Source organism: Kitasatospora sp. NPDC096077 (genome assembly GCF_040303245.1).
Lineage (GTDB): Bacteria > Actinomycetota > Actinomycetes > Streptomycetales > Streptomycetaceae > Kitasatospora.
Window position 1 is genome coordinate 33,891 of the sequence record NZ_JBEOSV010000001.1, and the last position, 23,388, is coordinate 57,278.

Below are 23,388 nucleotides of genomic sequence, written 5' to 3' on the forward strand. Positions count from 1 at the left end.
CGGTTCCGAGCCAGTCGGGGGCCCCGGTGCGAGGGGCCCGCCGACCGCTACCCCGCGCGGCTCCCGCGCCTCGGAGAGGACACACTCATGGGCAGAACGACGATGCCGTCCCGGCGGGTGGCCGGTGCGGCCCTGGCGGCCGCGCTGGTCGCGGGCCTGACGGCCTGCGGCTCCGGCGGCGGCGGGGGGAACGGCGGGAACGGCTTCACCTACTGGTCGATGTGGCGCGCCGACGAACCGCAGGCGCAGGTGCTCAAGGGCGCGATCGCCGACTTCACCGCCGCCACCGGCGTCAAGGTCACCGTCAACTGGACCGGTCGCGACATCGCCAAGAAGATCGGCCCGGCGATCGCCGCCAACCAGGCCCCCGACCTCTGGGACGAGTCCAACGACGTGGTCTACGGCTCGGTGGCCGCCGCCGGCCAGGCCCTGGACCTCTCCCCCGTGCTGTCCCTCCAGGTCCCCGGCGAGAACGTCCCGGTCTCCGCCGTCGTCCCGGCCAAGTACCTCGACGTGCTGCCCAAGGACCCGTCCGGCCAGAACCACTACCTGATCCCCTACTACCTGGCCACCACCGGCATGTTCTACAACGCCGCCGACCCCGACCTCGCCGCCGCGATGCCGAGCGCCCCCACCGACTGGCCCGGCCTGCTCAAGGTGTGCGACGCCCTCAAGGCCAAGGGCAAGGCCTGCCTCGCCTCCGAGGGCGAGGACCCGTGGACCAACGGCCTCTACTTCGACTACCTGCTGAACGCCGCCGGCATCGACTTCGCCAAGCTCTCCGCCGACCGGACCGGCGCCCTCTGGGACGATCCGGCCGTCCTCAAGGCCGCCCAGGACCTGGAGCAGCTGGTCAAGGGCGGCCACCTCATCCCCGGCTACGACGCCACCAAGTACCCCGCCCAGGAGACCAACTGGGCCGGCGGCAAGGCGGCCTTCTACATGGACGGCAGCTACGTCACCGGCGAGGTCGCCAAGCAGGTCCCGACCGGCTGGAAGTTCGGCTCCATCCTGCCGCCCGGCGCCAAGGCCCCGGACGTCTCGCTGTTCGGCTTCTCGATCCCCAAGCGGGCCAAGAACGCCGGGGCCGCCGAGAAGTTCATCGCCTTCTTCCTGCAGAAGAAGCAGGTCTCCGGGATGGCCACCACCGCCCTCAACCTCACCCCCCGCACCGACGTCCCCGCCCCCGCCGGGCTGGAGGACGCGCAGAAGTCCCTCGACGCCCCGACCGTCCGGCTGCCCTACGACGGCGTGGCCGGCGACTGGTCCGCCAAGGTGTTCGAGCAGAACTTCCTGGACTTCTGGCACGCGAAGACCGACGCCGCCGCGTTCACCGCCAAGTGCAAGGCCGACCAGGTCGCGTACTGGAAGACCCAGGGCTGAGCCGGTGGCGACCACGATCCAGCACCGGCCCCGGACCCCCGGCGTGCGGGCCGCCCGCACCGCCCGCCGCCCACCCGGCGCGGGCCCCCACGAACGCCAACAGCGCCGGATGTTCTGGCCGTTCACCGCCCCCGCGCTGCTCGCCTACGCGGTGCTGTTCCTCGCCCCGGTCGGCTACGCCGTGTGGACCAGCCTGTACAAGTGGGACGGCATGGGCGCGATGCAGTGGCGCGGCCTGAAGAACTACCAACAGCTCTTCGACGACCCGGTGTTCCGCACCTCACTGGTCAACACCCTGGAGCTGATGGCGGTCGGTGGCACGATCACCTTCCTGATCAGCTTCCTGCTGACCCTGGTGCTGCGCGAGATGAAGGGCCGGCTGTTCGCCCGGTCCGTGCTCTTCTTCCCCTCCCTCGTCAACGGCATGGTCTTCGGCATCGCGGCCGGCTTCCTGTTCTCCCCCTCCGGCCCGGTCAACCAGGCGCTGGAGTTCCTCGGGGTGACCACCCCGCCGAAGTGGCTGTCCACCACCAACCTGTTCCCGATGGTCCTCGGCACCGTGATCTGGACGGCCACCGGCTACTACACCTCGATCATCATGGCCGCCGTCGACCAGATCCCGCCCCACCTGTACGAGGCCGCCGAACTCGACGGGGCCAACGCCTTCCAGCGCTTCCGCCACGTCACCCTGCCCTGCGCCTGGGACGTCATCTCGGTCTGCGCGGTGCTCTGGACGGTCAGCTCGGTGAAGATCTTCGAGCTCATCCTGCTCTTCGGCGGCAGCAGCAACCGCTTCCCCCCGGTGGACAGTTGGAACACCGCCATGTACGTGTACGCCGAGGCGTTCCCCCGGGCGACCATCCCCCGGCTCGGCGTGGCCACGGCCGCCGCCGTGGTCACCCTGCTGATGGTCACCGTGGTGACCGTCGTGCTGCGCCGGGTGCTGCGCCGCGAACCGATCGAGTACTGAACCACATGCGTACCGCATCAAGCCCCGAGCCGATGAACCCGCTACGAAAGGCCACCACCGTGCCCGGCACCCGCCGATCGGCAGGCCCGGCGGTCCGGATCGGCACGGCGGTCGTCTGGACCGTCGTCGCCGCCAACCTGCTGCTGCTCCTGTGGATCCTGCTCACCTCGCTGCGCGACGGCCCCGACATCCTCAAGCACAACTTCGCCCTCCCCGACGCCCTGCGCTTCGGTAACTACACCACCGCCCTGGACGAGGGCGGCTTCGCCCAGGCCGCGCTGAACAGCGTCGTCGTCGCCGTCTGCTCCTCGCTGCTGGCGATCGCCCTCGCCGCGCCCTGCGCCTACGCGCTGGCCCGGCGCCGCTCCCGTACCTCCTCCGCCGTCTCCCTGCTCTTCGCCCTCGGCCTCGGCGTCCCCGGCCAGGTACTGGTGGTGCCGCTGTTCGTCGGCCTGGCCCAGGTCGACCTCACCGACAGCGACCTCGGACTCGGCCTGGTCTACATCGGCCTGGCCATGCCCTTCACCGTCTTCCTGCTGACCGGCTTCTTCTCCGGCATCCCGCGCTCCCTGGAGGAGGCCGCCGTCCTGGACGGCGCCGGACCGCTGCGCACCTTCCTCCAGGTGGTCCTGCCGGTCGCCCGCGGCGGACTGATCACCGCCTTCCTGCTGCAGTTCATCACCGGCTGGAACGAGACGCTCTTCGCCATCGTGCTGACGAACAGCCAGAGCCACGTCACCCTCCCGGTGGCCCTCTCCTCGTTCGTCGCCTCCCAGCAGTTCAACGGCCTGGACTACGGCACCACCTTCGCCGGAGTCTGCATCATCCTCGCCCCGATGATCGCGCTGTTCTCCTGGATGGGGACCCGGATCATCCAGGGCATGACCGTAGGGATCGGGAAATGACCTCCAGGACCTCCACGACCTCGACGCTGCGCACCGACCTGCTGCGGATCGACGGGACGGCCGACCCGGCCGCCGGGGTGCTGCCGATCCTGCACGGCCTCTCCCCCTCCACCGCCGACGGCGCCGGGGTGGACGAGGAGATGCGCCGCAACCTCGCCTACGGCGCCCCGCCCTCGCTGCTGCCGTACACCCGGCAGGGCGACTACGACCGCAACCGCACCGAACGCGAACTGCCGTCCGTGGTCCTGGAGAACGAGCAGCTGACCGCGACCTTCCTGCCCTCGCTCGGCGGCCGGCTCTGGTCACTCGTCCACCGGCCGAGCGGCCGCGAGCTGCTGCACCGCAACCCGGTCCTCCAGCCCGCCAACCTCGCACTGCGCGACGCCTGGCTGGCCGGCGGGGTGGAGTGGAACCTCGGCATGACCGGCCACTGGCCGCTCACCTGCGAGCCGCTGCACGCCGTCCGCCTCACCGCGCCGGACGGCACCCCGGTGCTGCGGATGTACGCCTTCGAGCGGCTGCGCCGGGTGGTGCTGCGACTGGACGCCTGGCTGCCCGCCGGATCGCCCGTCCTCCTCGTCCACGTCGAACTCCACAACCCCGCCCCGCACACCACCCCGGTCTACTGGTGGTCCAACATCGCCGTCCCCCAGGACGCCGGCACCCGGGTGATCGGCCCGGCCGACCACGCCTTCCACTGCGACTACGTCAACGACCTCACCCGGGTCGGCTTCCCCCACCTGGACGGCGGCGACCGCAGCTACCCCGGCCGGGTCGCCCGCGCCGCCGACTACTTCCTCGACCTGCCGGACGGCGAACGCCGGTGGATCGCCGCACTGGACGCCGACGGCACCGGCCTGGTCCAGGCCTCCACCGACCGGCTGCGCGGCCGCAAACTGTTCTGCTGGGGCACCTCCACCGGCGGCCGGCACTGGCAGGAGTGGCTCTCCGGCCCGGACGCCGCCTACCTGGAGATCCAGGCCGGCCTGGCCCGCACCCAGCTGGAACACCTGCCGATGCCCGGCGGCGCGACCTGGTCCTGGACCGAGGCGTACGGGCTGCTCGGCGTCGACCCGCTTGCGGTGCACGGCAGTTGGGACCAGGCCAGAGAAGCGGCCGGCGCGGCTCTCGCCCGACTCCTGCCGCCCGCCGCCCTGGACGCGGCCCACCGACAGGCCGCAGCTTTCGGGGAACCCGTGGAGCAGCTCGCCGAGGGCTCCGGCTGGGCCGCCCTGGAGATCGAGGCCGGGGACCTCCCGTCCTCCCCCCTGCTGCCGTTCGGCACCCCGGGCCCCGAACAGGAGCCCTGGCGGCGGCTGCTGACCACCGGCACCCTCCCGGTCAGCGACCCGCCCGCCGCCCCGGTCACCGGCGCCCACTGGCGCACCCGGCTGGAGCAGGGCGCCGAGGACTGGCACGCCCTGTACCACCTCGGCCTGCTGCGCCTCGCGGACGGCGAAACCGACCCGGCGCGCGAGGCGTTCAAGCGCTCCCTCGGCGAGCAGCGCACCCCCTGGGCCCTGCGTGCGCTGGCCTTCCTCACCGCCGACCGGCGGGAAGCCGCCGACCTGATGTCCGAGGCCCATCATCTCCGCACGGATCTAAGGGAGTTGACCATCGAGACGCTGGACGCCCTGCTGGCCGCCGACCGCGCCCGGCAGGCCCTGGCCGTCATCGAGTCCCTCCTCGGGGCGACCCGCGCCCACGGCCGGATCCGGCTCGCCGAGGCCACCGCCGCCCACGCCCTCGGCGACGACGACCGGGTGCGCCGACTGCTGGCCGAGGGCATCCGGGTGGACAACATGCGCGAGGGCGAGGTCTCCCTGGACACCCTCTGGCTCGCCGTCCACCCCGACCTGCCGGTCCCGGCGCACTACGACTTCCGGATGTCCGACAGCTGACCTCCCCCGCCGCACCACCCCACGAGCCGGTCGGGACCCCCACCCCGACCCGCCGACGCCGACCCCCGGCGCCGGTACACCCGGGGCCCACCCCCACCCCAGGGCCCCGAGAGCAGAAGGAGTCCCTGTGTCAGCTCCTCGACGAAAAGTGCTCGGCGCGGTGACCGCCCTGACCCTGGCCCTGGTCGGCGGCACCACCCTCTCCACCCCGACGGCCTCGGCGAAGCCGTCCGCCCCCTCCTCGGCCGGGTACACCGTCACCATCGGCTCCACCGGCCCGTACAACTACGCCGACGACACACCCGCCGCCCCGTTCCTCGACAAGGACGGCACCTTCCACTTCCAGGAGTCCCACTCGCTCTACGGCGCCACCGACTCCCGCCAGTGGAACTTCTACACTGGGAGCAACTTCGAGACCGCCACCCCGGATTCGGGCCTCGACAACGCCGTGAACCCGGCCAACCCGAACGACCGGAACAACGACACCACCTGGCGCTGCAACCACAGCCCCACCGGGGTCAACTCCACCTCCGCGCCCGCCGGTTCGGGCTACTCCCAGCCGAACTACTGCGACCTGGTCGGCGTCTGGGTCGACCCGGACACCGGTGACTGGCACGGCCTGGTCCACAACGAGTTCACCCCGCAGCCCTTCGGCGACGGCCTGCACTACGACGCGATCGACACCGCCGTCTCCCACGACCAGGGCCACACCTGGACCATCTCCGGCCACGCCATCACCTCCCCGTACAGCACCACCCGGGGCGACAACTCGGCGTTCCCCAACCAGACGTACAACTACGGCGACGGCGACCAGCGGCTGTTCGTCGACACCGCCTCCGGCTACTTCTACGTCTTCTACGGCTCCCGGATCGTCCCCAAGGCGGGCGTCGGCGGCAGCAACGGCGGACTCGCGCACGTCGCCCGCGCCCCGATCTCCGGCAAAATGGCGCCCGGCAGCTGGCAGAAGTGGTACGACGGCAGCTGGACCCAGCCCGGCACCGGCGGCCTGGAGAGCAACATGGTCCCGGCCACCACCGCCGCCCCCAGCGGCTACACCCCCGTCGCCCAGGACTACGACCCCGCCAACACCGGCAGCGTCGACCAGCAGGTCGCGGCCGGGGTACTGCCCGCCAAGTCGCAGCTGTTCATCATGAACGTCTCCTACGACGCCTACCTCGGCCTGTACATCGGCGAGCCCGAGGTGGTCTCCGGCACGGCGCCCCAGCAGTTCTACGTCACCGACAACCTCGCCACCCAGCAGTGGCACCTGGCCGGCGACTCCGGCAGCTACACCTCCGGCTCCTGGTACCGCTGGATGCTGGACAGCGCCAACCTCACCAGCACCACCGTCATCGGCAAGACCTTCCGTTCCTACTGCTCGATCGCCTGCGCCAAGTCGGACGGCGAGTACGCCGACGTCACCGTCGACTCCACCTCCCCCGCCGCCGCGCCCTTCGACCCGGCCAGGACCTACCGGATCGCCAGCGGCGACGGCCGGATCCTGACCCAGGCCGCGAGCGGCTCCGCCACCGCCTCCACCGCCACCCCGACCGGCTCCGCCCTGGAGACCTGGACCTTCACCGGCAACGGCGACGGCTCCTACCGGATCACCAACGCCGGCAGCGGCCGGCTGCTCGGCGTCGACGCCACCGGGACGGCGGGCCGTGCCTGGGGCGCCAAGCCCACCGTCACCGCCCCCGCCACCGGCACGGCCGCCGTCGGCCAGCAGTGGTTCGTCCTGCCCGACACCACCGGGAGCGGCGGCTACCGCCTGGTCAACCGCTACAGCGGCCTGGTCATCGGCCTGACCGCCGGCAACGGCGGCACCGCCGAGACCGCCGCACCCCGCACCTGGACCGACACCAGCGGCAGCAGTGTGGGCGGCGGCCGCACCGCCGCCCAGCAGACCCTCACCATGACCGCCGTCGGCACCGCCGGCGGCAACCTCGACGGCACCCACACCCTCACCGCGAGCGGCAAGGCCCTCGACGACCCCGGCCACAGCACCACCGCGGGCACCCAGCTGATCACCTGGACCCGCAACGGCGGCGCCAACCAGAACTGGCAGTTCACCCGGCAGCCCGACGGCTCCTACCAGCTCGTCAACGCCGAGTCCCGGCTCTGCGCGGACGACGACGGCGGCTCCACCGCCACCGGCACCGCCGTCATCCAGTGGACCTGCACCGGCAACGACAACCAGCACTGGACCGCCACCCGACTCCCGGACGGCACCTACACCCTGACCAACGTCCACACCGGCCTGCTCCTCACCACCGCCTCCACCACCGACGGCGCGCTGGTCACCCAGCGGCCGAACACCGGCTCGGCGCTCCAGCGGTGGACCCTCGGCTGACACCGCACCGGCCGCCGCCCGTCCCGCGGGCGGCGGCCCTTGCCGTCCCACCGGGTAAACAGTCACCCAAGACCTGGCCGACACCGCCCTGACCTCGCCTGATACCGTGCCATCGCCGTGGTGTACGGGAAACCGGTCTGAGTCCGGTGCGGCCCTCGCCACTGTTGCCGCGGAGTTCCGCGGCCCTCGCTGACCGGCTCGCCCAGCGGTCAGGGCCACTGCGCTGCTCGGAAGAGCCGCTCGGGAAGGTCGGCCGCGGCACGTCGATGCGGAAGCCAGGAGACCGGCCACGGCGCGACATGTTCCACGAGGGTTTTGGAGAACACGTGCCCAGCGGTCTGCCGCGTCCGGTCCGAGCCATACGTTCCGTACGTCCCATGAGTCCGATACGTCCCACCGGTCCGATCCGCGTCGGCCGGGCGGCCGCCACGGCCTTCCTGCTCACCGGCGTACTCGGCGCCTGCACCGGCGCCCCCGCGCCCAGCACCTCCGCCGGGGCGACCGGCAGCGCCGCGCCGGTCAGCGTGGACAACTGCGGGACCACCGTGACGGTCGGCGCGCCGCCCGCCCGCCTGGTGACGCTCAACGAGGGTGCCACCGAGGTGGCCCTGGCCCTCGGTCTGCAGTCCCGGATGGCCGGTACCGCCTACCTCGACGACTCCATTCCGGAGAAGTGGAAGGCCGCCTACGACTCCGTCCCGGTGCTCTCCGAGAAGTACCCGACGAAGGAGAAGCTCCTCGCGGCCCGTCCGGACTTCCTGTACTCCTCCTACGCCAGCGCGTTCACCGACAAGGTCGCGGGCACCCGCGGGGAACTCCAGGGCCAGGGCATCCCGTCGTACGTGTCCCCGTTCGGCTGCTCGGACAAGAGCAAGGTGGCGCCGACCACCTGGCAGTCGGTGTGGGGCGAACTGACCGACGTCGCCAAGGTCTTCGGCGTCCCGGAGCGGGCCGCCGCGATCCAGCAGCAACAGGAGCAGCAGCTGGCCCGGTTCAAGGCGACGGCCGCGGGCAAGGACCTGAAGGTCCTGTGGTTCGACTCGGACACCAAGGCGCCGTTCGTCGGCGCCGGCCACGGCGGGCCGCAGCTCGTGCTGGACGCCGTGGGCGCCCGCAACGTCTTCGCGGACCTGCCCGGCGGCTGGCAGAACGTGAGTTGGGAGAAGGTCGTCGCGGCGGACCCGGACGCCATCGTCCTCGCGGACGCGAGCTGGGACACGGCCCAGTCCAAGATCGACTACTTGGAGCAGGACCCGGTGCTGAGCAAGCTCGGCGCCGTGCAGCGCAAGGCCTTCGTGGTGGTCCCGTTCTCGGAGTCGACTCCCGGCGTGCTGCTCGCCGACGGTGCCGCCAAGGTGTCCGCGGGACTGGGTCAACTGCACCCGGCTTCATGACCACCGCACCCCACGCCGTCGTGCGGCCCGCCGGTCGGGGCCGCGCGACGGCGGCCCTGGCCGTCGGTGCGGCCCTGCTCCTGGCCACCGTGCTCCTCGGCCTCGCCGTGGGCTCGCAGCCCGAGCCGGTCCGGACGGTGATCGACGTCGTGGTGCGCCGACTCGGGCTGGCCGACCCGCACGTGACCCTGCTGGACGACCAGATCGTCTGGCAGTTGCGGCTGCCCCGGGTGCTGGGAGCCGCCGCCACCGGCGCCGGCCTCGCGGTCTGCGGTGCGGTGTTGCAGACGCTGACCGGGAACGACCTGGCCGATCCCTTCCTGCTCGGGATCTCGGAGGGAGCCGCCGTCGGCGCGGTCACCGTGATCGTCCTCGGCGTCGGCGTGTCCGGCGCCGTGGGCACCGGCGCGGTGGCGCTGGCGGCCTTCGCCGGCGCCCTGCTCACCACCGTCGTCGTCCTGGCCCTGGCCGGCGCGCGCACCCGCTCGCTGCCGAGCTCCCGTACGGTGCTCGCCGGCGTCGCGGTGGGACAGCTGTGCGGGGCCTACACCACGTTCGTCGTGATGGTCCTCGGGGACCGCAACGCGGGGCGCAGTGTCATGGAGTGGACGCTGGGCTCGGTCGCCGGCGTGCGGTGGCCCACCGCCGTCTTCCTGGTGGCGGTCGCGCTGGTCGGTGTCACGGTCCTGTCCTCCTCGGCCCGCGACCTGGACGCCTTCGCCTTCGGCGAGACCGCCGCCCGCTCCCTGGGCGTCCACGTCGACCGCACCCGCTGGGCCCTGATCGCCACCACCGCACTGGTGACCGCGTGCCTGGTCGCCAACACCGGCGTGATCGGGTTCCTCGGCCTGGTCGTCCCGCATCTGGTCCGGCTCGTCTGCGGCCCGCGCCACGCCCTGCTGCTGCCCGTGTCGGCCCTGGTGGGCGCGTCCCTCCTGGTGGGCAGCGACATCCTGGCGCGCTCGGTCCTCCCCGACCGGGAGATCCCCGTCGGCGTCATCACGGCCGGGCTCGGAGCACCCTTCTTCGCCTGGCTGCTGTGGCGCCAGGGGCGGGCCGACGGGAGGGCGCTTTGACCGTGTCCTCCCCCGTCGACCTGCGCGCGGAGGACCTCGGCGTGCGGATCGGCGGAGCCACCCTCCTCGACGCGGTCTCGGTCGCGTTCAGCCCCGGCCGGGTCACCGGCCTGCTCGGGCCCAACGGCGCCGGGAAGACCACCCTGCTGCGCGCGGTCGCCGGACTGACCCGGCCGAGCACGGGACGGGTCCTCCTGGACGGCGCGGACCTCCACGCGCTCACCGCCCGCCGACGCGCACGCCAGGTGGCCTTCATGGAGCAGCAGGCGGACACCCGGCTGTCGCTGCCGGTCCGTCAGGTCATCGAGCTCGGCCGCACGCCGCACCGGGGCCGCTGGCCCGTGCCGCCGAACTCCGCCGCCGACGCCCACGAGCGGTCCGTGCTCGCCGAGGCCGTCGCCGCGGCCGACGTCGGCCACCTGCTCGACCGGTCCTGGCCGACGCTGTCGGGCGGCGAGCGGCAGCGCGTCCAGCTCGCGCGGGCGCTGGTGCAGGAGCCCGGCGTGCTCCTGCTCGACGAGCCCACCAACCACCTCGACCTGCGCCACCAGCTCGGCTTCCTCGAAACCGTCCGCGGGCTGGGCATCACCACGGTGGCCGCGCTGCACGACCTCGAACTCGCCGCCGCCTACTGCGACGAGGTCGCCGTCCTGCGCGACGGCCGGCTGGTCGCCCACGGGCCCGGCTCCGAGGTGCTCACCTCCGCCATGATCGCCCAGGTCTACGGCGTCGACGCCACCGTGGAACGCCACCCCCGGCACGACCGGCCGCACATCCGGTGGAACGGACTGCTCCCCGAAGGGACTTCGCCATGACCCCCCTCTCCCCTCGCGCCGCCGTGGTCCTGGTCGGCATGTCGATCGGGGAGGCCGTCCGCCGTGACGAGCTGCTCCGGACGGCGGCGGCGCACCGGGCCTCGATCGCCTTCCTGCAGCAGGCGGACCCCTCCCTGTCCGCCGAGCTGACCAGGCTGGCCGATGCCGGCACCGAGACCGTGGTCCTGGTCGGCGTCCGCCTCGCGGGCTCCGGCCCGGCCCAGTCCTGGCTGCGGCGGATCGCCGCACACTGGTGGCGCGAACGCGCGGGCCACCGCCCCGAACTCCTCGTCGCGACCCGCCTCGCCGACTCACCGGACGCGGTCGCCACCGTGGCCGCGGCGACCAAGGCCGTCACCGGCTCGGAGCCCGGCCTCACCTCCGCGGCCTGGGAGGACGTCACCGGCCACCGCCACCAGGTCCTGGTCTGCCGGGGCCCGCGCTGCACGGCCCTGGGCGCGGAGGAGGGCGCACGCGCCCTGGTACGGGAACTGGCCGCGCAGGGCCTCGGCGACGACGACGTACTGGTCACCCAGACCGGGTGCCAGTTCCCCTGCAACCAGGCCCCGGTCGTCACCGTCCAGCCGGACGACGTCTGGTACGGGAGCGTCGACCCGGCCGCCGCCGGCCGCATCGTCACCGAACACCTCGTCGACGGACGCCCGGTCGAGTCCCACCGCCTCCCCCGCCACCGGAAGGAGCAGGCAGGCCACCACGACACCTCGCCCTGAGCGCCTGATGCTCCGGACGGGGGAACGGGGGCCGCCGCGCAGCGGTTCGGGGGCAGTCGTGGAGAGGGCGTCCGTACTGTGCTGCGGCAGGTTCCCGGTCGGTCCGAACGTGAGGACATCGATGCGCCGCACCTCCCAACTGGCCTCGGGCCTGGTTCCGTTGCTGCTCGCCGCCGCCACCGTGCTGGCCGTCCCCTCCTCCGGGCGCGCCGACACCCTGCCGGGCCCGGGCTTCCCGCCCCGCTACACCGCCCCGTTCCTCGGGACCTGGGATTCGGGGGACCTCCTGACCGAGGCCCACCGGGCCACGGGGCTCGACTACTTCACGCTCGGCTTCGTCCTCAGCGACGGCGGCTGCAACGGCGCGTTCGACGGCACCATCCCGGTGACGGAGGAGGGATGGCCGAGCGCCGTGAGCCGGCTGCGGGCCGACGGCGGCGATGTCATCGCCTCGTTCGGCGGTGGCTTCGGCACCGAACTCGCGCGGGCCTGCGACTCGGTGGACGCGCTGAAATCCGCCTACCGGCGGGTAGTCGACGCACTCGACCTGACCAGGATCGACTTCGACGTCGAGGGCGCCGCGGTGGACGACACCGTCTCGGTCGATCGCCGGGACCAGGCCGTGGCCGCGCTGCAGCGCGAGTACGCCGCCACCGGCCGCACCCTGCACGTGCACTACACGCTTCCCGTCAACCCCGACGGCCTGTCACCCGACGCCGTCCGGCTGCTGCGGAACGCCAAGGACCGGGGTGTCACCGTCTCCGTGGTCAACATCATGACCATGGACTACGGCCCCGACCTGGACATGGGCGGTGCGGCCGTCGAGGCTGCCGAGGGACTCCTCGAACAGATGGCGCAGATCTGGCCCGAGAAGACGACCGCCGAGCTGTGGAGGATGCAGGGCAACACCCCGAGGATCGGGGTGAACGACTTCACCAACGAGGTCTTCTCCGCCGAGGACGCCAGGACCCTGGCCGCCTTCGCCGACGACAAGGGAATCCAGTTGCTCGCCTTCTGGTCGGTCGGCCGCGACCGGGCCTGCCCGACGACCGGCGAACTCAGCGAGAGCTGCAGCGGCGTACCCCAGCAACCGGCCGACTTCTCGCACCTGCTCAGCCGCTCACGGCCTCGGCCCGCTCCCGACCGGTGGCCGACGGGCTGCCTCGGCGTCGACCCTCCGTACGCGGCCTGCGCCGGCACGCTCACCCCGTCCCCGGGGGTGCCGCTGTTCGCGACGCCGGGCCCGGACCCCGGCACCCCGGCAGGCGCCTGGTGCCACGACGGACGGAGTCGGAGCGTCTGGTCCCGGCCGGCGGCCTCGTGTCCGTGGCCGGTCGGGCCCTGAGCGCCGGGGCGGGCGTTTCATGCCGGTTCCTGTTCCACGAGGGAACGGAAGCCGCGCGGCGGGCGGTCGGTGAGGCGCTGGACGGTGTCGGTGACGCGGTCCTCGGCGCCCTCGGCGATGGCCCGGTCCATCGCGGCGAGCATGGTGGCGAACTCGGCGGGGATGCCGGTGCCGGTCAGGTGCTCGCGCATCTGCTCGTCGGTCAGCCGCCGGTGGACGACCGGCCGGCCGGTGACGCCGGCGAGGATCACGGCCACGTCGGCGTAGCTCAGGGCCTGCGGCCCGGTGATGACGAGGTCGGTGTCGGGGGCCTGCGGGTCGGTCAGGGCGTGTACGGCGACGGCGGCGATGTCGTCGGCGTCGACGAAGCCGACCCGTCCCTCGCCGGTCGCCGTGAGCAGGACACCGTCGGTCCGCACGCTGTGGGCGTGCGGGTGGTCGCCGGTGAAGTTCTGCATGAACCAGGAGGGCCGCAGCACCGCCCACTCCTCGAAGAGCTCGGGCAGGGCCCGGTGGACCGGTCCCGTGGCCGGGCCCCCGGCGGGGATCGCCGAGGAGCTGAGCAGCACCGCACGGCGCACCCCGGCGGCGCGGGCCTGTTCGAGGAAGGGCAGCATGACGGCGGCCGGTTCCATCGCGCCGATCGGCGGGACGAGGTAGACCCGGTCGGTGCCGCTCAGGGCGGCGGCGAAGGTCGCGGGATCGTGCCAGTCGAAGCGGACCGCCTCGGCGCCGGCCACCGGGGTGGCGCGGCGACTCGCGGCCTTGACCCGGTGCCCGCGGGCGACCAGACGGGCGGTGACGCGGCTGCCGGTGGTGCCGGTGGCGCCGATGACCAGGGTGGCGCGGGCCGTGCTCATCGGGCGCTCCTCGTGAAGTCGGCCGCGGGGTCCGGCGCGAAGGGGGACTCCGGCACTCCGTCCTCGTGCCAGAGACCGGTCCAGCCGGCGTTGTCCTTGTCGAGCAGTAGTCGCAGGCCGTGACGGAAGACGTCCGTCGCCGATGGGTCGATGGTCATGGGTGCTCCATCCCGTACGATACGGACCGCGGGTCCGCTTACGGGCTCGACACTACGGACCGGCGGTCCGCTTCACAACCGGAGGATCCGTGGAACCCGTCGCCGAGCGCCGGCCGCGCAAGGACGCGGCCCGCAACCGGGAGGCCGTCCTGGCAGCCGCCGACGACCTCTTCGCGCACTGCGAGAGCCCCGAGGCCGTCACCATGGCCGACATCGCCGCCGCGGCCGGCGTCGGCAAGGCCACGCTCTTCCGCGGCTTCGGCGACCGCACCGGCCTGATCCACGCCCTCTACGAAGCGCGGCTGGAACCGGTCAGGATCGCGATCGAGGCAGGCCCGCCACCCCTCGGGCCCGGCACCCCACCCCTGCAACGGGTACCCGCGCTCCTCGACGCCGTGCTGTGCTTCAAGCTCGACAACCGCCACCTCGCCCTGGCCCTGGAGTCGGCCGGCAGCAGCGACAGCCCTTACCGGGCAGCGCACTACGACCGCTGGCACCGCACGCTGCAAGCCGTGCTGGAACAGATCCCCGGGCTCACCGACAACGCCTTCACCGCGCACGCCCTGCTCGCCGCCACCCGCGCCGACCTCGTCGAGTACCTGGCCGGCCACGAGCAGGTGCCCCGCGAGCGGCTGCGGGCCCAACTCGCCGCCTACACCGCCAGACTCCTGGGCCGTTCCGCAGCTCGGCGATGCTGACATTGCGGTAGAGGCGGCCCGCCGGCCTGGCCCGGCGTCTGAACACCGAGGCCGCAGCCGACGGGCTGCGGCCCCGCCACGGTGAACGCCGTCCGCCGTACCGGCTGTGGTTCCCGGCGGCTCACGTGCCCCGGTGGATGAGCTTCTGGACGGAGGCGGGCGGGTCGGCACCCAGGTCCTTGACGTGCGAGTCGGGAACGGCCGGCCCGTAGACCTGACGGATCGGGAGCAGGCCGCCCCAGGCCCTGCCACCGTCCCAGTCCCGGTCGTCCTGGTGTTCGTGTTCCGGCTCGGGGGCGTGGTGCCGCTTGACCCGCACCGTCGCCTTCTCCGTGAGGCTGATGGAGAGGACCCCGACGGTGGGGGTCTGCTTCCCGTCCGAGTCCAACTCGCTGGCCTTGCCGTCGCTGCCGTCCTTGATCGGGCGCAGCTCCGCCCACCGGCCCGGGATGACCTGGTCGGTGAGCGCCTCGAACGCCTTCGTCCGGTCCTTCCGGTCGACCTTCCTCGCCGTGCCGTCCACCACCACGGAGCGGTAGTTGAGGGAGGTGCTGATCGCCGCGCGCCCGACCAGCAGGCTGTCGAGGACGGTGACGGTCAGGCAGACCGCGACCCCGTCGGCCTTCCACAGCTGCCGCAGCGAGGGATTCAGCTTCGACTCCGGCGGCCAGTCGACGGAGCCGTGCAGGTAGAGCAGCTTCTCGTTCCCCTGCTCGTGGTACGCGTAGACCATGGGCACGCACCTCGGCCGGCCCGTCTCGGGGTCGACGTGGGCGAGGGTGCACACGTATCCCTGTTTGAGGACGGCGATGGCCGCCGACAGGTCGTCCGTCTCCTTCGTCCTCTTGACGTGACCGCTCACTCGGTCTCCTTGTCGGCGTCCGCCTGGGCCTTGGCCAGGACGGCCCGGGCCGCGCTCTCGGGGTCCTGGCCGTGGAAGGGGCGGTCGAACAGCCAGTTGTAGAGCATCTCCCGGCAGATCCGCGGCTGGTAGGCCGGTACCTCGTGCCCGGAGTCGGGCACCGCGACCTGGGTGACGTTGTTCAGGGTGCGGACGAAGCCCTTCGGGTGGCCCTGCGCCTGCTTCCAGATCAACCGCGGGGCGCTGCGCCAGCCGTTCTTCATGATCTCGTCGAGGATCTCCTCGGTGCTCTGGTACCCGCAGGCGGTGTCGAAGTCCCCGGTGTAGAGCAGGACTTTGTAGTTCTCCTCCGCGTGGATGAGCTCGGCGTACAGCGGCGAGGCGTCCGCCATGTTGTCGGCCTTCAGCGCGGTGGCCACCGGGCCGGAGTTGTCCGCGGACGCCCACGCGTGGTCGACGTGCAGGGCCTCCTTGACGGCGGGGGTGTTGAGGTAGACGGGCAACGCGCCGGCGGACAGGTCCTCCCAGCGCCGTACGTCGTAGACGTCGAAGTCGCCTCCGTAGGCCAGGATCGCGTTGACCAGGCCGTTGCCGAGATCGGTGGCCTTCTTCATCTCGCCGGCCTTGAGCACGTCCTGGAAGTGCTTGTACGAGGAATCCAGGACGTCCTTCTGGCCCTTGCCGACGAACCCGGACGCGTAGGCGTAGTCGATCATGACGCGGATCGAGAGTTCCGGTCTGATCCAGCCGTTGCCCACCGCGATCCCCTTCAGATCGAGGTGCGTTCTGGGCTTCTTGAGGTTCTCCCGGTGGATCTTCCGGGCGATGTACGGCACGTACTTGCCCGCGTAGCTCTCACCGCAGACGTAGAGGGGGCAGTTCTGGTACTCCGGGTACGTTTCGAGGAACTGGACCAGCGCCCGGTGGAACATCTCGCTGAGTTCGTCCTCGTCCTGGACGTACGTCTTCGACGTCTTGCAGTAGCTGTACCCCGCGCCGACCGGCTGGTCCCAGTAGAGGACGTGGGCTTCCTGGTTCCAGGTGTCGGGGCTGACCGAGACGGTCCCGGCCGCGTCGTCACCGACGCGCAGCGGTCCGTTCTCCAGGAACAGGCCCAGGAGCGACGAAGCGCCGGGACCGCCGTTGAGCCAGATCAACAGGGGCGCCTCCTCGATCACGTCCTTCTGCTGATCGGCGTCCAGGTGGGGGTCGCAGGTCTGGCTCTCGAAGAACCAGTAGAACAAGCGGCTCGTTTCGGTGCCGGGGCCGTCGACGTCCGCGTACCCGGCGTAGGACCGGACCGTCTTCGGGCTTCCTTCCTCCTCCTTCTTCCCGGGGTCGGGAAAGAAGTGGATCGTCCCGGTGTTGAGCGCGTTCGCCGGGATCGCGTAGACGGGCTGACGGAGCATGGTTCACCTTCCGTTCCGGGAGGGAGGTCAGGACGTCGGCGCGACGCCGCCGGGCAGCGGGCGGACGTAGCGCTCGAAGTGGCGTTCGGTGTGCGCGACCTCCTGGAGGACGCCGATGCGCTGGCCCAGGAGCAGCTGGAGCGCGGGGAACCGCTTCTCCTCGAACAGCAGGATGTTCAGTGAACCGCCGTACTGGAAGTAGCCGATCTCGTCGCCCTTCTTCACCGCGACCGGGGCCGAATCCGCCGTGATCTTCCGGAACGGATCGCGGAACCGCACGGAGCCGATCGAGTTGAGGCCGACGGGCACCAGGGCCACGTAGCCCTCGCCGTCCGGATCCCCGTTGTGGTCCACGTACGGGGTCTTGATGATGGCGTATCCGCGCCGGAAGTCCTCGAACAGGCTGTAGTCGTAGCCGTAGCCGACGTTCCCCTTGTTGAGCAGGTCGGGGAAGTCCCGGATCCCGTAGTAGACGCCGCCGATGTCGTCGCGGGACTCGACCACCTCGCCGCCGACCGGGGCGTGGTAGCGGTGGTAGGTGTCGGGCATCAGGATGCACGACACGGCCGTGCCGCCGATGAACTTCTCGGCGTACTCGGAGCCGTCGAGCAGCCTGCTGACGCTCATGGTCACGGCCGCCTTGATCGGGAGCGGCGTGTCGGGTGCCAGATTGTCGACGATCATGTTGACGATGCAGTCGGTCGGGGCGGTCACGACGCTGGGGTCTTCGGGGTGGTCGATCGGCCGCTTACCGGGTTTCAGTTCCCTGATGAAGAACTTGTTGAGGGTCGACCAGTCCCCCTTCTTGAAGTCGGCCATCCGCTTCGGGCCGAGTTCGTCGATCCACTGCAGGACCAGCTTCTCGGAATCCGGGGAGTCCATCTGACGGCCCTGCAGCTGCGTGAAGTCGGCCAGCACGTCACGCCCTGACGCGCTGGTCACGAACGCGAGCCCGGCAGCGTTCTCGTAACTGATCCAGCTGAATTTCCGGATGTACTTCAGCCCGTCGGAAATGGGCTGCTTCCAGCCCCAGTCGTACCATTCGACGAAGAATTCGGCCAGGGTCTTTCCGGTCGCTCCCCGCCAGTCCTTGTAGACGTCCGAGTCCGGGTACACCGTGGGCGGTGTCAACCCCCTGATCGCCGCGTCGAATTTCTTTCTGAAATCGCTTTCTTCGTCATCGTAGAGCTTCTCGACCTTTTCCTTGAACTCTTTGATGTTCTGCGAGGCCACGTCGGGCTTCCTTCCGTGCGGTGGGATCCCCCGGGTGCTGTCGCACCCTCCCGACCAGTACGTCCCGACCCGTGGAGAACCGCGCCCGCAGCTACGCCGTTCGTCTGGAAACCACCTCCGCGTGGCGGCACGGCTACGGCAGGAACGCGCCGAGGTCGACCGTGTCGGCCATCGCCTGGTAGCCGGCGTCGTTCGGGTGGAGGTGGTCGCCGGAGTCGTAGGCGGGGTCGAGCGCGAGCGTGTTGTCGGAGCTGCGCATCGCCTGGTCGAAGTCGATGACGCCGTCGAACGCTCCGCTGGTCAGGATCCACCGGTTCACGGCCTCGCGGATCTGCTCGCCGTAGGTCGTGTAGTACTTGGCGCCCTGGAACGGCAGGATCGTTCCGCCGGTGATCCGCACTCCGGCCGCGTGCGCCTGGCAGATGACGTCCAGCAGGCCGTTCTCCAGGTCGGTCGCCGTCAGCGGGCCGGTGCCGTCGGGGCCGATGTTGTCGCCGATGTCGTTGATGCCTTCGAGCAGGATGACGTCCTTGACGTGCGGCCGGCTGAGCACGTCGTGCCGGAAACGGCTGATCAGGGACTTGTTGAAGCCGTCGGTGCCGGCGTCCGTGAGGATCCGGTTGGAGCCGATCCCGGCGTCCACCAGGCCGCGGGTGGCCCCGCCGTCGCTCGCGCCCAGGCGGCGCGCGAGGTCGTCGGGCCAGCGGCGGTTGGCGCCCGGGGTGGAGCCGACCCCGTCGGTGATGGAGTCGCCGACGGCGACCAGGGTGCCGGTGGCCGTCGGCGAGGCCACGTCGAGACCGGCCAGGACGAACCACTGCCGGCTGGTGGCGGGGTAGTTGCCGGTGCCGTCGTCGGTGACGTGGTTGCCGGTCGTGGAGATCCACGTGGTGTCGAGGGCCCGTTGGTGCCAGGTGTCGGCGCCGGCGGGGCTCTCGGGCAGGTAGACGCTGACCAGCAGGTCCTGGTCGGCGTCCACGTCCATCGGCACCGGGTCGCTGAGGACGTCCTGTCCGGCGGGGATGGTGACGGTGCTGGAGCCGTCGAACGTCACCGTGCGGTGGGTGCCGTCCACGGCCGTGCCGGCGGTGGCGCTCTGCCGGGCGAGGTCGACGGCTCCGACGGTCAGTGGCGAGCCGCCGTAGAGGTTGCTCAGCCGCACCCGCGGCAGGGCGCCGGACACCGAGGTGTGGGCGACCATGCGGATGGTCCGGTCGTGGAAGGTCGCCCCTTCGGTCCGGCCGCGGGCCATCAGGCCGTTGCCGAAGGTGGCGACCCGGGTCGGCCGGGTGGGCTTCCGGTGCGGGTGCGCGGCGTGGTGGGCGCGCCGCCGGAAGTCGGCGGGCCCGGCGGCGTCGGCGGCGTCCTCGGCCGGCGGGCAGGAGCCGTCGACGCGGGCCGGGGAGTTCCACTTCTGCGTCGCGGCGGCGGCCGGCGACCAGGCCGGCGCAGCCGTGGCGAGCACTCCGGCCACGGTCAGGAGGGCGAGCCGTGATCTGACCTGACGTCCCATGGGATTCCTTTGTTCGTAAAGGTGCTTGGTGCCATCCAAGGGCACGACGGCCGGGTGGTCATCGAGGTGGCACGAGTTGCTGCCGCACCCGGCGGAGGCCCGTGCGGAGGCTGTCCACCGGGCTCGGGTAGCGTCAGCGACCGGTGAGGCGGTGGATCAAGGGGGCCCGGTGGACGTGGGACTGCGGCGGCTGTCCGTCCGGATGCGGGCGGCCATCGCCTCGGCGCTGGCCTCGGTCCTGGCGTTCGGACTGGCGACGGTGTGGGTGAGCGACGCGGTGCGCGGGCAGTGGCTGCCGGCGGCCGAGGCCCGCGCCGCGGGCGACACGGCGCTGCTGGACGAGGCGATCACGGCCGGCATGGGCTGGAACGGCCCGCCGCCGCTGCCGGGGTACCAGGACTCCGCGTACGTCGTGCTGTTCCAGGACGGCACGTGGGCCAAGTCCGACCGGTTGACCCGTTCCGAGGTCGTCGACCTGCCGTCCCTGCCGCCCGGCGCCCCGCGGTTCGTCAACCGGCGGGTCGAGCTGCCGGTGCCCGCCTCCGCGCGCGGCGGTGGCCGGCCGGAGCGGACGGCCACCTTCATCTGCCGGACGACCGGGACGGTCCCGTCCGCCGATCTGGCGGCACTGTTCGGTGCGAGCCGACCCCCGCAGCAGCTCACCCTCTACGTCATGGTCGACGACACCATGGCCAACCGTGCCTCGGAGCTGGTCACCCGCATCCTGGGCTGGTACCTGGTGCCCGGCGCCTCGCTGTTCGTCGCCGCCGTCGCCTGGCTGGTCACCGGGCTCGCGCTGCGCCCGGTGGAGGCGATCCGCCGGCGGATGGCGCGGATCGGCGGCGGCGCGTTCCACGAGCGGGTGCCGGTGCCGCCCGGGCGGGACGGCATCGCGCGGCTCGCGGAGACCACCAACGCCACGCTCGGCCGACTGGACCACGCCGTCAGCGAGCAGCGCCGGCTGGTCGCGGACGCCTCGCACGAGCTGCGCACCCCCATCGCCGTGCTGCGCAACTCGCTGGAGGTGGCGCTGGCGCACCCGGAGCAGGCCCGCTGGCCCGAGGTGGCGGCGGACGCGCTCGCGGACACCGAGCGCCTCCAACGCCTCGCCGACGACCTGCTGTTGCTCGCCCGCACCGATGAGCAGCGGGTCGGCGAGGGCGTCGCGGAGTGGATCGACCTGGACGACCTGGTCACCGAGCAGGTGGCCGAGCGCGGCTGCTTCCCCGGCGGGCCGCGGGTGCTCGCCACCGCGCTGGATCCGGTGACCGTCCCCGGCACCGAGCTGCTGCTCGGCCGACTGCTGCGCAACCTGCTGGACAACGCGGTGCGGCACGCCACCGACGAGGTGCTGGTCTCCCTGCGGGCGGTCGACGGTCGGGCGGTGCTCGTCGTCGCCGACGACGGTCCGGGCATCCCGGCCGCGGACCGGGAGCGGGTCTTCGAACGGTTCGTGCGGCTCGACGAGTCCCGGGACCGGGCGGACGGCGGCGCCGGCCTCGGGCTGGCGCTGGTGCGCAGCATCGCGGCCGCGCTCGGCGGGACGGCGCGGGCGGTCGAACCGCGGGCGGGCCGGGGCGCGGAGCTGGTCGTCAGCCTGCCCACCGGTACACCGTGATCCCACCGCCGGAGGCCGCCTCGCGGTACCCGGCGGCCGGGAGTCCCGCGACGGCGTCACGCTCCTCGACCGAGGCCGGTGAGGAGTCGCCGCCGCCCTCGTCGCGGCGGTCCAGCACGGCCACCCACTCGGCGACCGGTCGGGCCCACGGCCCGCTGGTGCCCGGGGGCGTCAGCCGGGGGAAGAGCGAGACCGTGCAGCGACTGGTCAGTTGCGCCGCCAGCTCGTTCGAGGCCGCGACCCGGGCACCGTCCGGGATCACCGCCAGCACCTGCCGCGCCTCGGTGATCCGCAGACCGGCCGGGCCGGGCGGGGGCACCGGCAGGGCGACGGCCGCCACCAGCAGCGCGAGCACCGGGACCGCCAGGCGCAGCCAACCGGCGTACCACCGGCCGATCCGCCGCAGGCCGTCCGCGAAGGCCAGGAAGAGCACCGGCATCAGGACCGCGCTGTAGTGGTACCGGGTGCCCCAGTAGAGCGGGTTGACGGCCCAGAAGCGGGCGGCCAGCGGCGCCACCGCGAGCAGCACCAGCGGGGAGCGCAGCGCCAGGTACCCCGTGGGGGCCAGCAGGGCGAGCACCGTCCACCACTTCGTCCCCGGCAGCAGCAGCCGGGAGAGCGGATCGCCGCCGTCCCACTCCCCCGCGTCGGCATAGGCGTAGCGCCCGTCCGGATGGTGCGCCGGGATCACCAGCAGCACGACCACCGCCGTCACCACGACGGCCGTCACCACCACCGCGGCCCCCAGCCGCCGGTGCCGTCGCGCCATCAGGTACACCCCGACACCGGCCACCAGCAGCCCCTGGTCCTCCTTCACCAGCAGCAGCGGCAGCGCCCAGCAGGCGGCCGCCACCGCCCGGTCCCGGGCGAGCGCCTCGACCGCGAAGGCGGCCAGCGGGACCGCGAAGGCCACCTCGTGGAAGTCGAACTCCAGCGCGGCCCACAGCCCCCAGGACAGCCCGTACGCCGCGCCGAGCAGCGTTCCGCCGACCCGGCCGTACACCTCGATCGCCAGCCTGGTCACCGGCACCACCGAGACGGCGAGCAGCACGGCCTGCGCGACCAGCAGGGTCACCGCGCCGGGGAAGAGCCGGTACACCGGGGCGAGCAGCGCGATCACCGGGCTGAAGTGGTCCCCGAGCAGGTTGAAGCCGGTCCCCTTCAGGGTCGACACCGGCGGCCCCAGAGCGGCGTAGCCGCGCACCCCCTGCTCGAAGATCCCCAGGTCGAACCCGTAGGTCTCGAAGCGGAGTTGGCGCGGCACCGAGACCGCGCAGTACAGCGCGCAGAGCACGGCGGCGAGCAGGTACGGGATCGATCGTCTGGACACGGCCGAGACCGTAGGGAAGCCGCGCTGAAGGCTTCCTGAAGCAAGCTGAAGATCCTTTCAGACTCCGGCCGGTGCGCCGGGGCCTGGACTACGCTGCCCTGGTGAAACTCCTGTTGGTCGAGGACGAGGAACGGCTGGCGCGCTCGCTCAGCCAGGGGCTGCGAGCCGAGGGCTACGCCGTCGACGTGGCGCGGGACGGCGTCAGCGGTCTGGCCCACGCGGCCTCGGGCGGCTACGCGGCCGTGGTGCTGGACCTCATGCTGCCCGGGATGAACGGCTTCCGGGTCTGCGAGGAACTGCGCCGGGCCGAGAACCCGGTGCCGGTGCTGGTGCTGACCGCGAAGAACGGCGAGTACGACGAGGCGGAGGCACTGGACTCCGGCGCCGACGACTTCCTCAGCAAGCCGTTCTCCCACGTGGTGCTGACCGCCCGGCTGCGCGCCCTGCTCCGGCGCGGCGGGGCCGGGCGCCCGGCCGTCCTGGAGGTCGGCGACCTCCGGGTGGACCCGGCCGCCCGGCGCTGCACCGTGGCCGGGGAGCAGGTGCGGCTGACCGCCAAGGAGTTCGGCGTCCTGGAGTGCCTGGCCCGCCGGCCCGACCAGGCGGTCCCGAAGGGGGAGATCCTGGACGCGGTCTGGGACAGCGCGTTCCGGGGCGACCTCAACATCGTCGAGGTGTACGTCTCCGCCCTGCGCCGCAAGCTCGCCCGTGCGGCGGCCCGGTGCGAGATCGAGACGGTCCGCGGCGTCGGCTACCGCCTGGTCCCGCTGCGACGCCCCGGCCGGCTCGCGCACTGAGCCCCCGTGCGCCGTCGGCGCCGCCGGATACCGGCCA

The 23,388-nt window shown here is 72.3% G+C and carries 20 protein-coding genes and 1 riboswitch; of the genes, 13 read left to right on the forward strand and 7 right to left on the reverse strand.

Translation table 11 applies throughout. The features are described from left to right. The first annotated feature begins 87 nt into the window (after positions 1-87). From ABTZ03_RS00165 to ABTZ03_RS00210, 10 genes are all read left to right on the forward strand, one after another. The gene (locus ABTZ03_RS00165; protein WP_350510551.1) at positions 88-1,383 is read left to right on the forward strand and encodes an ABC transporter substrate-binding protein; all 1,296 of its coding nucleotides are present in this window, start codon (positions 88-90) and stop codon (positions 1,381-1,383) included. Between the two features lie 4 nt (positions 1,384-1,387). After that, positions 1,388-2,353 carry a carbohydrate ABC transporter permease gene (locus ABTZ03_RS00170; protein WP_350510552.1) on the forward strand — a complete coding sequence of 322 codons (966 nt, stop codon included), beginning with the start codon at positions 1,388-1,390 and terminating at the stop codon, positions 2,351-2,353. Between the two features lie 5 nt (positions 2,354-2,358). Continuing rightward, positions 2,359-3,258, forward strand: coding sequence for a carbohydrate ABC transporter permease (locus ABTZ03_RS00175; protein WP_350510553.1), 900 nt, complete (start codon positions 2,359-2,361; stop codon positions 3,256-3,258). Further along, positions 3,255-5,159 (forward strand): DUF5107 domain-containing protein, encoded by a 1,905-nt coding sequence (locus tag ABTZ03_RS00180; RefSeq protein ID WP_350510554.1) that lies wholly within the window; start codon positions 3,255-3,257, stop codon positions 5,157-5,159. Before ABTZ03_RS00175 ends, ABTZ03_RS00180 begins: the two co-directional genes overlap by 4 nt. A gap of 160 nt (positions 5,160-5,319) precedes the next feature. Beyond that, positions 5,320-7,512, forward strand: a complete 2,193-nt coding sequence (locus ABTZ03_RS00185; protein ID WP_350510555.1) for an RICIN domain-containing protein — start codon at positions 5,320-5,322, stop codon at positions 7,510-7,512. Between the two features lie 101 nt (positions 7,513-7,613). Further along, positions 7,614-7,818: riboswitch (cobalamin riboswitch) on the forward strand. Positions 7,819-7,889: 71 nt separating this feature from the next. Beyond that, positions 7,890-8,906 (forward strand): ABC transporter substrate-binding protein, encoded by a 1,017-nt coding sequence (locus ABTZ03_RS00190; protein WP_350510556.1) that lies wholly within the window; start codon positions 7,890-7,892, stop codon positions 8,904-8,906. After that, entirely contained in the window at positions 8,903-9,982 is a 1,080-nt protein-coding gene (locus ABTZ03_RS00195) for a FecCD family ABC transporter permease (protein WP_350510557.1), read from the forward strand. The genes ABTZ03_RS00190 and ABTZ03_RS00195 overlap by 4 nt, the downstream gene beginning before the upstream one ends. Before the next feature lie 2 nt (positions 9,983-9,984). Beyond that, positions 9,985-10,797, forward strand: a complete 813-nt coding sequence (locus ABTZ03_RS00200) for an ABC transporter ATP-binding protein (protein WP_350510868.1) — start codon at positions 9,985-9,987, stop codon at positions 10,795-10,797. Further along, a complete protein-coding gene (locus ABTZ03_RS00205) occupies positions 10,794-11,528 on the forward strand; it encodes a (2Fe-2S) ferredoxin domain-containing protein (RefSeq protein ID WP_350510558.1) in 735 nt (244 codons plus the stop codon). The genes ABTZ03_RS00200 and ABTZ03_RS00205 overlap by 4 nt, the downstream gene beginning before the upstream one ends. 121 nt (positions 11,529-11,649) lie before the next feature. After that, positions 11,650-12,873 carry a chitinase gene (locus ABTZ03_RS00210; RefSeq protein ID WP_350510559.1) on the forward strand — a complete coding sequence of 408 codons (1,224 nt, stop codon included), beginning with the start codon at positions 11,650-11,652 and terminating at the stop codon, positions 12,871-12,873. A 17-nt stretch (positions 12,874-12,890) separates the two neighbouring features. On the opposite strand, the gene ABTZ03_RS00215 is transcribed toward ABTZ03_RS00210, so the two are convergent. Together ABTZ03_RS00215 and ABTZ03_RS00220 are read right to left on the reverse strand one after the other, a co-directional pair. Beyond that, positions 12,891-13,733 carry an NmrA family NAD(P)-binding protein gene (locus ABTZ03_RS00215; protein WP_350510560.1) on the reverse strand — a complete coding sequence of 281 codons (843 nt, stop codon included), beginning with the start codon at positions 13,731-13,733 and terminating at the stop codon, positions 12,891-12,893. Further along, the gene (locus tag ABTZ03_RS00220; protein ID WP_350510561.1) at positions 13,730-13,891 is read right to left on the reverse strand and encodes a hypothetical protein; all 162 of its coding nucleotides are present in this window, start codon (positions 13,889-13,891) and stop codon (positions 13,730-13,732) included. Before ABTZ03_RS00220 ends, ABTZ03_RS00215 begins: the two co-directional genes overlap by 4 nt. Before the next feature lie 89 nt (positions 13,892-13,980). On the opposite strand from ABTZ03_RS00220, the gene ABTZ03_RS00225 reads away from it, so the two are divergent. Next, positions 13,981-14,589 (forward strand): TetR/AcrR family transcriptional regulator, encoded by a 609-nt coding sequence (locus ABTZ03_RS00225; RefSeq protein ID WP_350510562.1) that lies wholly within the window; start codon positions 13,981-13,983, stop codon positions 14,587-14,589. A 121-nt stretch (positions 14,590-14,710) separates the two neighbouring features. On the opposite strand, the gene ABTZ03_RS00230 is transcribed toward ABTZ03_RS00225, so the two are convergent. The 4 genes from ABTZ03_RS00230 to ABTZ03_RS00245 form a co-directional block, all read right to left on the reverse strand. Further along, positions 14,711-15,451: a pyridoxamine 5'-phosphate oxidase family protein gene (locus tag ABTZ03_RS00230; protein WP_350510563.1), complete on the reverse strand. Its 741-nt coding sequence runs from the start codon at positions 15,449-15,451 to the stop codon at positions 14,711-14,713. Next, complete coding sequence (locus ABTZ03_RS00235; protein ID WP_350510564.1) at positions 15,448-16,860, reverse strand: S10 family serine carboxypeptidase-like protein; 1,413 nt, start codon at positions 16,858-16,860, stop codon at positions 15,448-15,450. The genes ABTZ03_RS00230 and ABTZ03_RS00235 overlap by 4 nt, the downstream gene beginning before the upstream one ends. 27 nt (positions 16,861-16,887) lie before the next feature. Further along, a complete protein-coding gene (locus tag ABTZ03_RS00240) occupies positions 16,888-18,093 on the reverse strand; it encodes a phosphatidylserine decarboxylase (RefSeq protein WP_350510565.1) in 1,206 nt (401 codons plus the stop codon). A 133-nt stretch (positions 18,094-18,226) separates the two neighbouring features. Continuing rightward, positions 18,227-19,606 carry an SGNH/GDSL hydrolase family protein gene (locus ABTZ03_RS00245; protein WP_350510566.1) on the reverse strand — a complete coding sequence of 460 codons (1,380 nt, stop codon included), beginning with the start codon at positions 19,604-19,606 and terminating at the stop codon, positions 18,227-18,229. Between the two features lie 169 nt (positions 19,607-19,775). Here ABTZ03_RS00245 and ABTZ03_RS00250 point away from each other — a divergent pair, with 169 nt between their 5' ends. Beyond that, a complete protein-coding gene (locus ABTZ03_RS00250; protein WP_350510567.1) occupies positions 19,776-21,224 on the forward strand; it encodes a sensor histidine kinase in 1,449 nt (482 codons plus the stop codon). Here ABTZ03_RS00250 and ABTZ03_RS00255 read toward each other — a convergent pair. After that, positions 21,199-22,554 (reverse strand): DUF2079 domain-containing protein, encoded by a 1,356-nt coding sequence (locus ABTZ03_RS00255; RefSeq protein WP_350510568.1) that lies wholly within the window; start codon positions 22,552-22,554, stop codon positions 21,199-21,201. The genes ABTZ03_RS00250 and ABTZ03_RS00255 overlap by 26 nt on opposite strands. A 101-nt stretch (positions 22,555-22,655) precedes the next feature. Here ABTZ03_RS00255 and ABTZ03_RS00260 point away from each other — a divergent pair, with 101 nt between their 5' ends. After that, positions 22,656-23,351, forward strand: a complete 696-nt coding sequence (locus ABTZ03_RS00260; RefSeq protein ID WP_350510569.1) for a response regulator transcription factor — start codon at positions 22,656-22,658, stop codon at positions 23,349-23,351. Positions 23,352-23,388 lie beyond the last annotated feature (37 nt).

Coding starts and splice junctions, on each gene's coding strand:
- ABTZ03_RS00190 (WP_350510556.1), top strand. CDS start 7,890: ATGAGTCCGATACGTCCCACCGGTCCGATCCGCGTCGGCCGGGCGGCC.
- ABTZ03_RS00195 (WP_350510557.1), top strand. CDS start 8,903: ATGACCACCGCACCCCACGCCGTCGTGCGGCCCGCCGGTCGGGGCCGC.
- ABTZ03_RS00220 (WP_350510561.1), bottom strand. CDS start 13,891: ATGACCATCGACCCATCGGCGACGGACGTCTTCCGTCACGGCCTGCGA.
- ABTZ03_RS00205 (WP_350510558.1), top strand. CDS start 10,794: ATGACCCCCCTCTCCCCTCGCGCCGCCGTGGTCCTGGTCGGCATGTCG.
- ABTZ03_RS00175 (WP_350510553.1), top strand. CDS start 2,359: ATGCGTACCGCATCAAGCCCCGAGCCGATGAACCCGCTACGAAAGGCC.
- ABTZ03_RS00165 (WP_350510551.1), top strand. CDS start 88: ATGGGCAGAACGACGATGCCGTCCCGGCGGGTGGCCGGTGCGGCCCTG.
- ABTZ03_RS00210 (WP_350510559.1), top strand. CDS start 11,650: ATGCGCCGCACCTCCCAACTGGCCTCGGGCCTGGTTCCGTTGCTGCTC.
- ABTZ03_RS00180 (WP_350510554.1), top strand. CDS start 3,255: ATGACCTCCAGGACCTCCACGACCTCGACGCTGCGCACCGACCTGCTG.
- ABTZ03_RS00235 (WP_350510564.1), bottom strand. CDS start 16,860: ATGCTCCGTCAGCCCGTCTACGCGATCCCGGCGAACGCGCTCAACACC.
- ABTZ03_RS00215 (WP_350510560.1), bottom strand. CDS start 13,733: ATGAGCACGGCCCGCGCCACCCTGGTCATCGGCGCCACCGGCACCACC.
- ABTZ03_RS00245 (WP_350510566.1), bottom strand. CDS start 19,606: ATGGGACGTCAGGTCAGATCACGGCTCGCCCTCCTGACCGTGGCCGGA.